Genomic DNA, 15,540 nt, shown 5'->3' with positions numbered 1-15,540 from the left:
GGATTGCGGTTTCGCGGGCGCAAGAGGGATACCCGCCCTACCGGAGGACTACGGCCGGAACCCGACCTCAGGGGGATCCGGCGGCCCGGACGGCTGTTCTACGCTCCCGGACATGGCATGGAAGCGTGGGCTTCCCGCCGCGCTCGTAGTCGCTGTCCTGCTGTTTCCCGGATCGGCGGGCTGCGGCTCGGGCGAGGCGGGGGGACGGGAGAAACAGGGCACGGGGGACACCGCCCAGCCAGTGGGCACGGTCCTCAAGGACACCGACGAGGAAGGACGGCACTATCGCGAGATCGGCGCGAAACACGCGCCGGAGGTGGGCGTCGAGGTCCAGCCCCACGCGGGCGGTACGTGGGACGTACGGCTGATCCTGCGCCGCTTCCGCCTCTCGCCGCCCGGGACGCGGACCGAGGCGGCGGCCGGGCACGGGACGGCGCGCCTGTGGCTGGACGGCCACCGCCTCGCCGACCTGCGCACGCCCGCGTACCGCCTGCCGGCCCGCCTGGTCCCGCACGGCCTGCACCACGTCACCGTCCGCCTCTACGCCGACGACGGCACGGTCTGGTCGGTCGGCGGCAAGGCGGTGCAGAACACGGCGGCCATCACGGCGTCGGGAGACACCGCGGCCGCGACGACGGGCGGCGGGGGAGCGCCGGGCGCGGCGGAGCGGGATGCCGGCACCGGGCGGCCCGCGGGGCATGAGGACCAAGCACGCGCCGTGGGCAGCGGTGCCGGCGCCCGGCGTGCCGCGGCGGGTGATGACGGCCGTCGCGTGATCGGAGGCGGCGCCCGGCCGCCCGCGGCGGCGAGACGCGACGGGCCCCGGCACCCCGCGGTGAGCACTGGGGACGCCTTTGTGCGTACCGGGGGGCGAGGTTCACCGCACCCCGGCGGAAAGGCATCATGATGCCCGTGCCCGACGCGACATCCCTTCGCCGCGCCCCCGTGCAACGGCGCAGTGCCGAACGGCTGACCAGAATCCTCGACGCGTGCGCCGACCTCCTCGACGAGGTCGGCTACGACGCCCTGAGCACCCGTGCGGTCGCGCTGCGCGCCGGTGTGCCCATCGGCTCGGTCTACCGTTTCTTCGGCAACAAGCGGCAGATGGCCGACGCGCTCGCCCAGCGCAACCTCGACCGCTACACCCAGCGGGCCACCGAGCGGCTCAAGGGGGTCGCCCATGGCGACTGGCGCGTGGCGATGGACGCCGTGCTGGACGAATACCTGGCCATGAAGCGCACGGCGCCCGGCTTCTCCCTCGTCGACTTCGGCAATCAGATACCCATCGGCGCCGCGCACGCCGAGCCCAACCTGAGGGTCGCCGCGCGGCTGACGGACCTGCTGGCGGACTTCCTGGGCCGCGAACCGGACGAGGCGCTGCGCCGCACGTTCCTGGTGGCCGTCGAGACGGCCGACACCCTGGTGCAGCTGGCGTTCCGCATGAACCCCCAGGGTGACGAGGCCATCATCGCGGAAACCCGCGAACTGCTACGGGCCTATCTGGGCCGGATCCTGCACTGAGCACCGACGACCGCCCCTGACTGCCCGTCTCACGCGGCGGCCCGCACCCGCGGCGGAAGTGGCGACGGCCCGCACCCGCGTACGGCGGGAAGGGGCCGGGGTGGGGGGTGTCCGCCCGCAGCGGCCGGCACCGGCACACTGAGCGCTCGTCGGAAACGGGCGGCCGGACCGAGGACGGACACCCCCCACCCCGGCCCCGACCCACAACGAACCGCAGGCGCGACGCACGCCACGACGAGACCGCAACGGGCCGCCGCAGGCACAAAAAAGGGGCGCGGGGAACGGCGCGACCAGCCACAACGAACCCGCAGACGAACAAGGGCCCCCACCCACCCGCAGACGAACAACGGCCCCCCGTCGGCGCCCCCCAAGACGTCCCCCACCGCACCCCTCCCCTTCCGGCATACCGCTCGGTATGCTCAGCCGGGTCCCCGCGTCACCGAGTGACGTCGACGTCGTGCCGTACTCCGGGAGGACCCGTGCCCCGCACCGCCCTGCGAATCTGCCCCCTGTGCGAGGCCACCTGCGGGCTGACCCTGACCATCGAGGGCACGCGCGTCACCGGCGCCCGCGGTGACCGCGACGATGTGTTCAGCAAGGGGTTCATCTGCCCCAAGGGCGCCTCTTTCGGCGCCGTCGACTCCGACCCCGACCGGTTGCGCGTTCCCCTGGTCCGCCGCGACGGCGCACTGCGGGAAGCCACCTGGGAGGAGGCCTTCCGTGCGGTGGCCGAGGGCCTGCGTCCCGTCACCGAGCGGCACGGACCGCACGCCGTCGGCGTCGTCCTCGGCAACCCCAACGTGCACACCATGGCCGGCGGTCTCTACCCGCCGGTCCTGATCGGCGCCCTCGGCACCCGCAGCCTGTTCACCGCCTCCACCGTCGACCAGATGCCCAAGCACGTGTCCAGCGGGCTCCTCTACGGCGACGCCAACCTCATCCCGGTCCCCGACCTGGACCGCACCGACCACCTCCTGCTCCTCGGCGCCAACCCGCTGGAGTCCAACGGCAGTCTGTGCACCGCCCCCGACTTCCCCGGCCGGCTCAAGGCCCTCAAGGGCCGCGGCGGGACGCTCACGGTGATCGACCCGCGCCGCACCCGCACCGCCCGCCTCGCCGACCGGCACCTCGCCATCCGCCCCGGCACCGACGCCCTGCTCCTCGCGGCGATGGCCCACGTCCTCTTCGAGGAAGGGCTCGTGCGGCTCGGCGAGCTGACCGCGCACGTCCAGGGTCTCGACGAACTCCGGGACGCTCTGCGGGACTTCACCCCGGAAGCCGCGGCCGCCGCCTGCGACCTCGACGCCGGCGACATCCGTGCCCTCGCCCGCGAACTGGCCACGGCCGAGTCCGCCGCCGTATACGGCCGTATCGGCAGCTGCACCGTCCCGTTCGGCACCCTGGGCAGCTGGCTCGTCGACGTCCTCAACATCCTCACCGGCAACCTCGACCGCCCCGGCGGCGCCCTCTTCCCGCAGGCCGCCACTGACAAGGCGCCCCGCCCGGCCGGCCCCGGCCGCGGCTTCGAGCTGGGCCGCTGGCACTCCCGCGTGAGCGAACACCCCGAGGCCAAGGGCGAGTTGCCGCTGTCCGCGCTGGCCGAGGAGATCGACACCGCGACCGAGGACGGCACACCCGTCCGCGCGCTGATCGCCATCGCCGCCAACCCGGTCCTGTCCGCACCCGACGGCGACCGCCTCGACAAGGCCCTCGCCTCGCTGGACTTCATGGTCAGCGTCGACCCGTACCTGAATGAGACCTCGCGCCACGCAGACGTCGTCCTGCCGCCGCCCCCGCCCGCGCAGAGCCCGCACCACGACTTCGCCTTCAACACCCTCGCCGTGCGCAACCAGGTCCGCTACACCCGCCCCGCCGTCCCGCTGGAACCGGACCGGATGGCCGAGACCGAGATCCTCGCCCGGCTCGTCCTGGCCGTCACCGGCATGCAGGGCGCCGAGCCGTCCGCCGTCGACGCGATGGTGATCGACCAGACCCTCACCAAGGCGGTCCGCGACCCGCACTCACCCGTGCACGGCCGGGACCCCGGGGAACTGACGGCGCTGCTCACCGGCGACGACGGCCCCGAGCGCCGGCTCGACCTGATGCTGCGCCTCGGCCCCTACGGCGACGGCTTCGGCGCACGTCCCGACGGGCTGACGCTGGAGAAGCTGCTCGCCCACCCGCACGGCATCGACCTGGGCCCGCTGCGGCCCCGTCTGCCGCAGCCGCTGAAGACGGTGAGCGGCAAGGTCGAGCTGCTGCCCGCGCCGATCGCCGGCGACCTGCCCCGGCTGCGGGCGGCCCTGCGCGAGCGCCCCGCCGGGCTGGTCCTGGTCGGCCGGCGCCATCTGCGGTCCAACAACAGCTGGATGCACAACATCCCGGCGCTCACCGGCGGCTCCAACCGCTGCACCCTCCACCTGAACCCGGCCGACGCCGAGCGGCTCGGCGTGCGCGACGGAGCCGTGGTGCGCGTCAAGGGCGCCGGGGGAGAGGTCACCACTCCCGTCGAGGTGACCGACGCGGTCCGCCCCGGCGTCGTCAGCCTGCCGCACGGCTGGGGTCACGACCGCCCCGGCACCCGGCTGCACCACGCCGCCGCCGACCCCGGAGCCAACGTCAACCAGCTCCTCGACGGCAGCCTGCTCGACCCGCTGTCCGGCAACGCGGTGCTCAACGGCGTGCCCGTCGACCTCACCCCAGAGCTGTGACCTGGAGTTTTGCGCTTATTGCTCGCACGTCAACGTCTTGTTAACACCGTTCGACGCGACCTAACGTCGTCGCACCGCCGGCCCCTGGTGGGATGTTCAAGGGCGAACGTTAGGTATCCACTCATGCTGACCATTCTCGGCTTCGCCATGATCGCGACCTTCCTGGTCCTGATCATGCTGAAGAAGATGTCGCCGATCGCGGCGCTCGTGCTCATACCGGCACTGTTCTGTGTCTTCGTGGGCAAGGGGGCCAAGCTCGGCGACTACGTCATCGACGGAGTCACCGGCCTCGCCCCCACCGCGGCGATGCTGATGTTCGCGATCGTCTACTTCGGTGTGATGATCGACGTCGGGCTCTTCGACCCGATCGTGCGCGGAATTCTGAAGTTCTGCAAAGCCGACCCGCTGCGGATCGTCGTCGGCACCGCCCTGCTCGCCGCGATCGTGTCGCTGGACGGCGACGGCTCGACCACCTTCATGATCACCGTCTCGGCGATGTACCCGCTGTACAAGCGCCTGAAGATGAGCCTGGTCGTGATGACCGGCGTCGCCGCCATGGCCAACGGCGTGATGAACACGCTGCCCTGGGGCGGCCCCACCGCCCGCGCGGCCGCCGCGCTGAAGCTCGACGCGAGCGACATCTTCGTACCGATGATCCCGGCCCTGGCCATGGGCCTGTTGTTCGTCTTCGCCCTCGCCTACGTCCTCGGCCGCCGCGAGCGCAAGCGGCTCGGCGTGCTGACGCTGGACGAGGTGCTGGTGGAGGAGCCGGCCGAGCAGGAGACGGTCCTCGTGGGCGCGGGCTCCGGCACCGGCGCCGGCCAGGGCGCCAGGAGCGTGACCGGCGGCTCCGGCGGCGGCGCGGCCCTTCCCGAGGAGTCCGGGGACGACGGCTTCCAGGGCCTCGACCCGCACCGCGCCACCCTGCGCCCCAAGCTGTACTGGTTCAACGCGCTGCTCACGGTCGGGCTGCTCACCGCCATGATCATGGAGTGGATGCCGATCCCGGTGCTGTTCCTGCTCGGCGCCGCGCTCGCGCTGACCGTCAACTTCCCGCACATGCCGGACCAGAAGGCCCGGATCGCCGCGCACGCCGAGAACGTCCTCAACGTCTCCGGCATGGTCTTCGCCGCCGCCGTGTTCACCGGCGTCCTGCAGGGCACCGGCATGGTCGAGCACATGGCCAAGTGGCTGGTGCACAACATCCCCGACGGCATGGGCCCGCACATGGCGCTCGTCACCGGCGTGTTGAGCATCCCGCTGACGTACTTCATGTCCAACGACGGCTTCTACTTCGGCATCCTGCCGGTCCTCGCCGAGGCGGGACAGGCGCACGGGGTCTCCGCGGTGGAGGTCGCCCGCGCCTCGATCATCGGCCAGCCGCTGCACATGTCCAGCCCGCTCGTGCCCGCCGTCTACGTCCTGGTCGGCATGGCCAAGGTCGAGTTCGGCGACCACACCCGGTTCGTCGTGAAGTGGGCCGCGCTGACCGCGCTGGTGGTGCTCGGCGCGGCCGTCCTGTTCGGCATCATCTGACCCCTCACGGAGGAGGAACCCATGGCGTCCGGTGGGAACCGCGGCTGGCTGCTCCGCCTCGTCATCGCCTTCGGGTTCGCGCAGGGGGCGGTGTCGATGGCCCGGCCCGCCGTCTCCTACCGGGCCCTCGCGCTGGGCGCCGACGAGCGGGCGGTCGGCGTCATCGCGGGTGTGTACGCGCTGCTGCCGCTCTTCGCCGCCGTACCGCTCGGCCGCCGCACCGACCACGGCCGGTGCGCACCGCTGCTGCCGGCCGGCGTGGTCCTGATCGCCGGCGGCTGCGCGCTCAGCGGCCTCGCCGGCTCGCTGTGGGCGATGGCGGTGTGGAGCGGGGTGATGGGCCTCGGCCACCTCTGCTTCGTCATCGGCGCCCAGTCGCTCGTCGCCCGCCAGTCCGCCCCGCACGAACAGGACCGCAACTTCGGCCACTTCACCATCGGGGCCTCCCTCGGCCAGCTCGTCGGCCCGGTCGCCGCCGGCGCCCTGATCGGCGGTGCGGACATGGCCGGCAGCAGCGCCCGCGCGCTGCTCGTCGCGGGCGCGGGCGCGGCGGCCGCTTTCACATCGCTGTGGCGCATCGAGCACCGGCGTGCGGCGCCCGCGTCCCGTGCCGAGCGGGCCGAGCCGGTGCCGGTGCGGGGCATCCTGCGCACGCGGGGCGTTCCGGCGGGCATCCTCGTCAGTCTCGCGGTGCTGTCCGCGACCGACGTCCTCACCGCCTATCTCCCGGTGGTCGGCGAGCACCGCGGCATCGCGCCGAGCGTCATCGGCGTCCTGCTCTCGCTGCGGGCGGCGGCGACCATCGCCTGCCGTCTGGTGCTCACACCGCTGCTGCGGATGCTCGGCCGCACGCTGCTGTTGACGGTGACCTGTCTGCTGGCGGGCGTGCTGTGCGCCGGGATCGCGCTGCCGCTGCCGGTGTGGGCGCTCGGCGGGACGCTCGTCGTGCTCGGGTTCTGCCTCGGGGTGGGGCAGCCGCTGTCCATGACGACCGTGGTGCAGGCGGCGCCCGACGACGCGCGCTCCACCGCGCTCGCCCTGCGGCTGACGGGCAACCGCCTGGGCCAGGTGGCCGCGCCCGCCGCGGCGGGCCTGGTCGCGGGGGCCGCCGGGGTGGCGGCGCCGTTCGTGATGCTCGGGGCGCTGCTGCTGGTGTCGTCGGGCGTCGCGCTGCGGGCGCCGGGCGGCGGCGCCCGGTCCGGCGGGGGCGGTCGGGCGGCGGGGGAGGTGCGCGGGCGGTCCCGGCTGCGCCGCACGAGCGATATCTGACGACGCGCCGGGCGGGTTGCCATGACCCGTCGGCCGCGTGTCGCAGAGTCCAGGGCGAAAGAGCGATTTGTATGAAAATCGTCCTGACTCGGAGGAACCGCATGCCCACCCTGACACTTCCACGTCCCTTCGCCTCCCGCGCAGGCGCCGCCGTCGTCCTCACCGCCCTCGCGGCGTCCGGCGCGTCATGGGTCGCGGCGCCGGCCGCGGTGGCTCAGGGCGAGAACGGCGACATCCGGATCCACAGCGAGCACATGCCGTACGGCGTCTCCAAGGAAGACTCCGTGGTCTGCAAGTTCTACCTGGACGCGGTCAACTTCGACCGGCTGCCGACCGTGGCCTACACCATCGAGGCACAGCCCCCGCTGCCCACCGCCGCCACCACCACCGGCACCATCCCGCTGGCCGGCGGCGCCGGCCACACCGACGTGCTCGGGCTGGCCGACGGCCAGTACAAGCTCACGTGGATCATCGCCGGGACGCCCAAGGAGAAGGTCTTCCGCGTCAAGTGCCCCGAGAAGGACAACCGCGCTCACGGCCCCGGCCAGATCGAGGACCACGAGCAGCGCGGTGACGCGGCCTGGGGCGGCCACGACCAGGACGGGCCGCGCGGCGGCGTGCACGCGGGCGGCGGCGGGCTCGTCGACACGGCGGCCGCCTACACGCCGGTGACCGCGGCGGCGGGCGTCGGTGTGGTCGCCATCGGTGCCGCGGTGTACTTCCGGATGATGCGCCGGCGCAACCATGGTGCCGCCTAGGCGCAGACGCAGGCCCTGGTACCGGACCCGCGCCTACCGCCTCACCAGGACGGCCGTGCTGACGGTCGTCCTGGTGACGGTGGGGGTCCGGTGCTCGGGACACGACCACCCGGCCGCGCCGGCCCAGGCGGGCGCACCGGCCACGGCCGCGAGCGCGCCGGACGCGGACCGGGAGGGCGCCGGGACGGCCCCGCCGCGCAGCAGTCCCCCGGCGGTCCCGCCCCGGCCCAGTCCCAAGGTGGCCCGCGTCCGGGCCCGCCCCACGCCCCCGAGCGGCCCGCTGCCCCGGTCCCGGCCCACCACCTTCCGCGTGCCGTCGCTGGGGATCGACGCGCCGGTCACCGGGCTGCGGCTGAACGAGGAGCGGGAACTGCAGACGCCCCCGGTCGACCGGCCCAAGCTCGTCGGCTGGTACCAGGGCGGGCCCACCCCCGGTGAGCAGGGCACCGCGATCGCCGTCGGGCACCGCGACACCACGAAGGGTCCCGCCGTCTTCGCCGGTCTCGCCCTGGTCAAGCCCGGCAAGACCATCGAGGTCGGTCGCGCCGACGGCCGCACCGCCGTCTACACGGTGGACCGTGTGCGGGTGTTCGACAAGTCCGGCTTCCCGGACAAGGAGGTGTACGGCCCGTCCCGGCGCCCCGAGCTGCGCGTGATCACCTGCGGGGGCCTGTTCAGCCGGCGCACCGGATACACCAGCAACGTGGTCGTCTTCGCCCATCTGACCGGCGTCAAGTGACCTGCGGTGGCGGTGTCCCCACCCGCACCGCAGGTCGGCCGCGCCGGAACCCGGGCCCGGGGATGCCGCACCGGAGTCCCGGGGCGATCTGAATGCTCGCGTCCGCTTTCTCATCTGCTGGACGGGAGCGCGTGATGCCGACCGGTGTCTTCCCCCGGCCGAGTGCGTTCCGTTAACTTCCGTGACTCACACGCTCCGTGCATCCCGGACGGGGCGTCCGACCGCGGAGCACCAGCGCCCCCGTCTGGCCTCAGGGACGACACTCATGACACGCGCCATCTCCCTGCACGACATCAGCAAGGTCTACGCCAAAGGCGCCCGCGTGGTGGACCGGCTCACGCTGGACATCGCGCCCGGCGAGTTCCTCGTCCTGCTCGGTCCCTCCGGGTGCGGCAAGTCGACCGTGCTGCGCATGATCGCCGGGCTGGAGGAGATCACCGAGGGCACGCTGCTGCTCGACGGCGAGTGGGCCAACGATCTGCCGCCGTCCGCCCGGGACATCGCGATGGTGTTCCAGAACTTCGCCCTGTACCCGAGCATGACCAGCCGCGACAACATCGGCTTCCCGCTGCGCATCGAGTCCCCCGGCGCCGACCCGAGCCCCCGCGTGGACGCCACCGCCCGGATGCTCGGCATCGAGGAACTCCTCGACCGCTTCCCCGGCCAGCTCTCCGGCGGCGAGAGGCAGCGCGTCGCGATGGGCCGGGCCATCGCCCGGCACCCGTCGGCGTTCCTGATGGACGAACCGCTGTCCAACCTCGACGCCAAGCTCCGCAACCACCTGCGCGCCGAGATCTCCACGCTCACCCGGGAACTGGGCGTCACCACGGTGTACGTCACCCACGACCAGGGCGAGGCCATGTCCCTCGGCGACCGGGTCGCCGTACTGCGCGGCGGTGTTCTCCAGCAGGTCGGCACGCCGCGCGAGGTGTACGCCCTGCCCCGCAACGTCTTCGTCGCCGCGTTCATCGGCACCCCGCGTATCAACCTGCTGCGCGGCCTGGTGCGCGCCCCGCTCGACGGCGCGATGACCATCAGCCTGGGCAAGCAGTTCCTGCGGCTGCCGGAACCGCTGTCCCTCGACCACCAGTTGCTCCGCGTCCAGCAGGGCCGCGAGGTCATCGTGGGCCTGCGCTCGGAGGCCGTGCGCATCGCCCAGCACAGCACCGCACGGCCAGGGGAGGTGCCGCTCACGGGGCTCGTGGAGCACATCGAGTTCCAGGGCCACGAGAGCCTGGTCCACTTCAACACCGGGTCCCGCCCCGCCGTCGTACCGGAACTCGAGGCCCCGCGCCCCGCGTCCCGTCCGGAGCGGCGGCGCCGACGTGAGGGATCCGTCCTGGAACGGCTGCGTGAACGGGCGGGGGCGCTGCGGGCCGGGCCGGTCGTGGTGCTGGACCGCCCGACCGAGCCCGCGCCGCCGACCACCCGTGTCCCCGGCGACCTGGTCGTCCGCACCACCCCCGACCTGCGCCTGCGCCACGGCATGCAGGTCCCGCTCCTGGTCGACCTGGCCCACCTCTTCGTCTTCGACCAGCACGGCGAACGCATCTGCCCGAACCCGTCCCACGCCCCGGACCTCGACGAGTAGCCCTGCCACCCCGGGACCGTCCGGGGCGACGGCCCGCAGCCGCGTACGGCGGGAAGGGGCCGGGGTGGGGGGCGTCCGCCCGCAGCGGCCGGCACCGACCAACAGCGAGCGCGTCGCAAACGGCCGGCCGGACCGAGGACGGACGCCCCCCACCCCGGCCCCGACCCACAACGCACCGCAGGCGGCAACCGGCCACCGGACAGCAACGGGCCGCCGCAGGCACAAAGGGGCGCGGGGAACGGCGCGACCAGCCACAACGCACCCGCAGACGACCACGCACCCAGCGCCGCAGGCACCCGCGCCGCAGGCACCCGCGACCAGCCACAACGCACCCGCAGACGAAACACGACCCCGCGCCGCAGGCACCCGCATCGCCGCCCCCACGACGTGATGTCACCCGGCCGCGTCTGGCGCGGTAAAACTATCGCCGCTAGTTTGTGTCTCGGACGACGAGACCCGCGCGGAGGAACACGATGAAGGCACACGACGGCATGTACCTCGACGGCGCCTGGCGCCCCGCCGCCGGCGACGGTGTGATCGAGGTGGTGAATCCGGCCGACGAGCAGGTCGTCGGCCGTGTCCCGGCCGGTGACGCCGTGGACGTCGACAACGCCGTAAAGGCCGCGCGCGCCGCCCTGCCAGGGTGGGCGGCCACCCAGCCCGCCGAGCGCGCCGCACGTCTGGCCGCCCTGCGGGACGCGCTCGCCGCGCGCAAGGACGAGATCGCCGAGACGGTCACCGCCGAGCTGGGCTCCCCGCTGCCGTTCTCACAGAACGTGCACGCGGCCGTGCCGATCGCCGTCGCCGGCTCCTACGCGGAGCTGGCCGCGACGTACCCCTTCGAGGAGAAGGCCGGCAACTCCACCGTGTTCCACGAGCCGATCGGCGTCGTCGGCGCGATCACGCCGTGGAACTATCCGCTGCACCAGATCGTCGCCAAGGTAGCCCCGGCCCTCGCCGCCGGCTGCACGGTCGTGCTCAAGCCCGCCGAGGACACCCCGCTGACCGCCCAGCTGTTCGCCGAGGCCGTGCATGAGGCCGGTCTCCCCGCCGGGGTGTTCAACTTGGTCACCGGCCTCGGCCCGGTCGCCGGCCAGGCCCTCGCCGAGCACCCCGGCGTCGACATGGTGTCCTTCACCGGCTCCACCGCCGTCGGCCGCCGTATCGGCGCGCTGGCCGGGGCCGCGATCAAGAAGGTTGCCCTGGAGCTGGGCGGCAAGTCCGCCAACGTCGTCCTGCCCTCCGCCGACCTCGCCAAGGCCGTCAACGTCGGCGTGGCCAACGTGATGTCCAACTCCGGGCAGACGTGCAGCGCCTGGACCCGGATGCTGGTCCACCGCGACCGGTACGACGAGGCCGTAGCGCTCGCCGCGGCCGCCGCCGTCAAGTACGGCGACCGTATCGGCCCGGTCGTCAACGCCAAGCAGCAGGAGCGGGTGCTCGGCTACATCGAGAAGGGCATCGCCGAGGGCGCCCGGCTCGTCGCCGGCGGCCCCGAGTCCCCGCGCGAGCGCGGCTACTTCGTCAGCCCGACCGTCTTCGCCGACGTCACCCCCGAGATGACGATCGCGCAGGAGGAGATCTTCGGCCCGGTCCTGTCGATCCTGCCCTACGACGACGAGGACGACGCCCTGCGCATCGCCAACGGCACGGTCTACGGCCTGGCCGGCGCGGTGTGGGCGGGCGACGAGGCGGAGGCGGTGGCCTTCGCCCGCCGGATGGACACCGGCCAGGTCGACATCAACGGCGGCCGCTTCAACCCGCTCGCCCCCTTCGGCGGCTACAAGCAGTCCGGCGTCGGCCGCGAGCTGGGCGCCCACGGCCTCACCGAGTACCTCCAGACCAAGTCCCTGCAGTTCTAGGAGAGTTCACGTGGTTCGCGCTGCCGTCCTGCCCGCCGTGGGCGCCCCGCTGGAGATCACGGACATCCAGCTGCCCGATCCCGGCCCCGGCCAGGTCCGGGTCCGTCTCGCCGCCGCCGGCGTCTGCCACTCCGACCTGTCGCTGTCCAACGGCACCATGCGCGTCCCGGTGCCCGCCGTGCTCGGCCACGAGGGCGCCGGCACGGTCGTCGCCGTCGGCGAGGGCGTCACGCGCGTGTCACCCGGCGACGGCGTCGTCCTCAACTGGGCCCCGGCCTGCGGAAGCTGCCCCGCCTGCGCGCGCGGCGAGGTGTGGCTGTGCGCCAACGCCCTGGGCGGCGCCGCGGACGTCCACGCCCGCACCGCCGACGGCGCCGAGCTGCACCCCGGGCTCAACGTCGCCGCCTTCGCCGAGGAAACCGTGGTCTCCGCCTCCTGCGTGCTGCCCGTACCGGCCGGCGTCCCGCTCACCGACGCGGCCCTGCTCGGCTGCGCCGTCCTCACCGGCTACGGCGCCGTCCACCACTCCGCGCAGGTGCGACCGGGCGAGAGTGTCGCCGTCTTCGGCGCCGGGGGAGTGGGTCTGGCCACGCTCCAGGCCGCCCGGATCGCCGGGGCGTCGACGATCGTCGCCGTCGACGTCTCGCCCGAGAAGGAGGAGCTGGCCCGCGCCGCTGGCGCCACGCACTACGTCGTCGCCTCCGAGAACACCGCCCGCGAGATCCGTGCCCTCACCGGCAAGCAGGGCGTCGACGCGGCCGTGGAGTGCGTGGGCCGTGCGGTGTCGATCCGGGCCGCCTGGGACTCGACCCGGCGCGGCGGCCGCACCACGGTCGTCGGCATCGGCGGCAAGGACCAGCAGGTCACCTTCAACGCCCTGGAGATCTTCCACTGGGGCCGCACCCTGTCCGGCTGCGTCTACGGCAACTGCGACCCGGCCGCCGACCTGCCGGTACTGGCCGAGCATGTGCGGGCCGGCCGCCTGGACCTGTCGGCGCTGGTGACCGAGCGCATCGCGCTGGACGGCATTCCGGCGGCCTTCGAGAACATGCTCGCGGGCAAGGGCGGCCGCGCCCTGGTCGTCTTCTAGCCCCCCGCGCGTCCCCGTCCCCGGCCGTGAGCGCGGCCGGGGACGCCGTCATGCCCGCCGCCCGAACGCGTGCCGGCTACAGGTAAAACTCGGGGCGTGCGACCCGTTGACGGGCATACCGTCCGGTCAGTACGTTCCCGGGAACTCGAGCCGCCCCCCGTTCCGTCCCCCGCACCCATCGGAGTGTGCACGCATGGACACGGCACCTTCCGCTCAGCCGCTCACCACCACCGCGCCCGTCACCGGCAACCGCCGTCGCGTCGCCACCGCGGCGGCCCTGGCCTCGGCGGTGGAGTGGTACGACTACTTCGTCTTCGGGATCGCCGCCGCCCTCGTCCTCAGCGACCTGTACTTCCCCGCCGGCAGCCCCTCCGCCGGCGTCCTCGCCTCGTTCGCCACCTTCGCCGTCGGCTTCCTCGCCCGCCCCCTCGGCGGCATCATCGCCGGGCACCTGGGCGACAAGCGGGGCCGCAAACCCATGCTGGTCCTCGCGCTCACCCTGATGGGCCTGGCCACGACCGGCATCGGCCTGCTCCCGACGTACGACACGATCGGTGTCGCCGCCCCCGTCCTGCTGGTCGTCCTGCGGGTCGTGCAGGGCGTCGCCGTCGGCGCGCAGTGGGGCGGCGCCATGCTGCTCGCCACCGAGTACGCCCCCGAGGGCAAGCGGGGCGTGTACGGCAGCGTCGTCCAACTCGGCGTCCCCATCGGGGTGGTGACCGCCAACACGGTCTTCCTGCTGGCCGGCGCCTTCACCTCGGACGCCGCCTTCGCGGCCTGGGCGTGGCGCGTGCCGTTCCTGGCCGGCCTGCTCGTGCTGGTCCTCGCCTGGTACATCCACACCCGCGTCGAGGAGACCCCCGAGTTCAGGCAGGCCGAACAGGCGCTCGCGCGACGGGAGAAGACCGACACCGTCTCGCCGCTGCGCACGATCCTGCGCCACCACCTCGGCACGGTCCTGCTGGCCGGCGGCTCCTTCGCCGTGAACACCGCCACCTTCTACATCCTCATCACCGGCGTCCTCGACTACACCACCCGCGAACTGCACATGAACCGTGGCGCCGTGCTCACCGTCTCCCTGTGCGTCAGCCTCACCCAGCTGGTGCTGATCCCCGCCTCCGCCGCCCTGTCCGACCGGGTCGGCCGCATCCGGATCTACGCCTTCGGCGCGGTCGGCATCGCGCTGTGGGCCGTCCCGTTGTTCCTGCTCATCGACACCGGCTCGCTGCTGTGGCTCGCCGTGGGCACCTTCGTCGCCAGCTGCTTCCTCAGCATCATGTACGGCCCGCAGGCCGCCCTCTTCGCCGAGCTGTTCACCCCCGAGATGCGCTACACCGGCGCCTCCCTCGGTTACCAGATCGCCGCGGTGGCCGGCGGCGGGCTGGCGCCCTTCGTGATGGTGCTGCTGCTGGAGGCGACCGGCACCTCGATGTCCGTCGCCGGCTACATCATCGGCCTGTCGGCCGTCGCCCTGCTGTCCATCAAGGTGCTCGCCTCGCGCGCCCGTTCACGCTGACTCGCGGTCCTTCCCGGGTCGTGGCGCTCCGGCCGCCACGACCCGGGCGGCCCGCGACCGGGAGCGGGAGACCGCCACCCCGGCCAGGCACAGCCCGCCGCCCGCCAGCGTGAGCAGCCCCGGCACCTCGCCCAGCGCCAGCCACGACATCAGCACCACCAGCGCGGGCACCGCGTACGTCGTCGCGCCCATCCGGCTCACCGTCGTCCGGGCCAGCGCGTACGCCCACGTCGTGAACGCCAGCGCGGTCGGGAACACGCCCAGGTAGACCATGTTGAGCGTGGCCGACACCGGTGCGCCGGCCGCCTCGTGCACCAGCCGCCCGGCGAACGGCAGGCACACCACCGCACCGATCAGACAGCCGAACGTGGTCGCCTGCAGCGGGGTCGCCTTCCCCAGCGCGGGCTTCTGTGCGACGACCCCGCCGGCGTAGGCGATCGCGGCCAGCAGGCACAACGCCACTCCGAGCACCGAGGAGCCGCCGTCACCGGACATCGACAGGCCCACGGTCACCGCGCCCGCGAAGGACACCGCCATCCCCGCCATGAGCCGCGGCGGCATCGGGTCGCCGAGCAGCCGGGAGCCGAGCAGCGCGATCAGGATCGGCCCGATGTTCACCACCAGGGCGGCCGTCCCGGCGTCCACCTGCTGTTCGCCCCAGTTCAGGACGACCATGTAGAAGCCGAACCACAGCACCCCGGAGACCGCGATCCCGCGCCAGGCGGCCCGCGGCGGCCACCCCTCGCGCCGTATCAGGCAGATCAGGCCGAGCGCCAGCGCCCCCGACAGCAGACGGCCGAGGGCCAGCGCGCCGGGGGAGTAGGCGGCGCCCGCGCTGCGGATGGAGACGAAGGCGGAGGCCCAGAGGACCACGGTCACCGTGGCCGCGGCGGCTGCGAGCAGCTCGGCACGGCGGGTGGGGGAGGTGCTCATCATGCTCCCGAGGC

Annotated in this window: 12 protein-coding genes; 11 read left to right on the top strand and 1 reads right to left on the bottom strand. The window is 73.4% G+C overall.

All coding sequences use genetic code 11. The features are described 5' to 3' along the window. Positions 1-112 precede the first annotated feature (112 nt). The 11 genes from AC0B9F_RS27710 to AC0B9F_RS27660 all read left to right on the top strand — a co-directional run bounded on the left by AC0B9F_RS27710 (position 113) and on the right by AC0B9F_RS27660 (position 14,593). On the top strand, positions 113-907 hold the full coding sequence (locus tag AC0B9F_RS27710; RefSeq protein WP_472007151.1) for a nuclear transport factor 2 family protein: 795 nt from the start codon (positions 113-115) through the stop codon (positions 905-907). After that, on the top strand, positions 904-1,521 hold the full coding sequence (locus AC0B9F_RS27705; protein ID WP_472007149.1) for a TetR/AcrR family transcriptional regulator: 618 nt from the start codon (positions 904-906) through the stop codon (positions 1,519-1,521). The genes AC0B9F_RS27710 and AC0B9F_RS27705 overlap by 4 nt, the downstream gene beginning before the upstream one ends. A gap of 479 nt (positions 1,522-2,000) precedes the next feature. Then, positions 2,001-4,232 carry a molybdopterin oxidoreductase family protein gene (locus AC0B9F_RS27700; protein WP_472007147.1) on the top strand — a complete coding sequence of 744 codons (2,232 nt, stop codon included), beginning with the start codon at positions 2,001-2,003 and terminating at the stop codon, positions 4,230-4,232. An 87-nt stretch (positions 4,233-4,319) separates the two neighbouring features. Continuing rightward, positions 4,320-5,768, top strand: coding sequence for a CitMHS family transporter (locus tag AC0B9F_RS27695; RefSeq protein WP_472007291.1), 1,449 nt, complete (start codon positions 4,320-4,322; stop codon positions 5,766-5,768). A gap of 21 nt (positions 5,769-5,789) precedes the next feature. After that, positions 5,790-7,037, top strand: coding sequence for an MFS transporter (locus tag AC0B9F_RS27690; protein ID WP_472007146.1), 1,248 nt, complete (start codon positions 5,790-5,792; stop codon positions 7,035-7,037). A gap of 101 nt (positions 7,038-7,138) precedes the next feature. Further along, on the top strand, positions 7,139-7,795 hold the full coding sequence (locus tag AC0B9F_RS27685; protein ID WP_472007145.1) for a hypothetical protein: 657 nt from the start codon (positions 7,139-7,141) through the stop codon (positions 7,793-7,795). Beyond that, positions 7,782-8,534 (top strand): class F sortase, encoded by a 753-nt coding sequence (locus AC0B9F_RS27680; protein ID WP_472007144.1) that lies wholly within the window; start codon positions 7,782-7,784, stop codon positions 8,532-8,534. The genes AC0B9F_RS27685 and AC0B9F_RS27680 overlap by 14 nt, the downstream gene beginning before the upstream one ends. Positions 8,535-8,799: 265 nt before the next feature. Next, positions 8,800-10,125 carry an ABC transporter ATP-binding protein gene (locus tag AC0B9F_RS27675; RefSeq protein ID WP_472007142.1) on the top strand — a complete coding sequence of 442 codons (1,326 nt, stop codon included), beginning with the start codon at positions 8,800-8,802 and terminating at the stop codon, positions 10,123-10,125. Between the two features lie 473 nt (positions 10,126-10,598). After that, positions 10,599-11,987 (top strand): aldehyde dehydrogenase family protein, encoded by a 1,389-nt coding sequence (locus AC0B9F_RS27670; RefSeq protein WP_472007141.1) that lies wholly within the window; start codon positions 10,599-10,601, stop codon positions 11,985-11,987. A 10-nt stretch (positions 11,988-11,997) separates the two neighbouring features. Next, complete coding sequence (locus AC0B9F_RS27665; RefSeq protein WP_472007139.1) at positions 11,998-13,077, top strand: Zn-dependent alcohol dehydrogenase; 1,080 nt, start codon at positions 11,998-12,000, stop codon at positions 13,075-13,077. Between the two features lie 193 nt (positions 13,078-13,270). Beyond that, a complete protein-coding gene (locus AC0B9F_RS27660; RefSeq protein ID WP_472007137.1) occupies positions 13,271-14,593 on the top strand; it encodes an MFS transporter in 1,323 nt (440 codons plus the stop codon). Here the strand turns inward: AC0B9F_RS27660 and AC0B9F_RS27655 are convergent. Continuing rightward, positions 14,585-15,526 (bottom strand): DMT family transporter, encoded by a 942-nt coding sequence (locus tag AC0B9F_RS27655; RefSeq protein ID WP_472007290.1) that lies wholly within the window; start codon positions 15,524-15,526, stop codon positions 14,585-14,587. The two genes, AC0B9F_RS27660 and AC0B9F_RS27655, sit on opposite strands and share 9 nt — an antisense overlap. Positions 15,527-15,540 lie beyond the last annotated feature (14 nt).

This window comes from Streptomyces sp. NPDC097129 (genome assembly GCF_055668065.1).
Note: the sequence above shows the minus strand (reverse complement) of the source record. Positions and strands in the feature narration are given on the sequence as shown.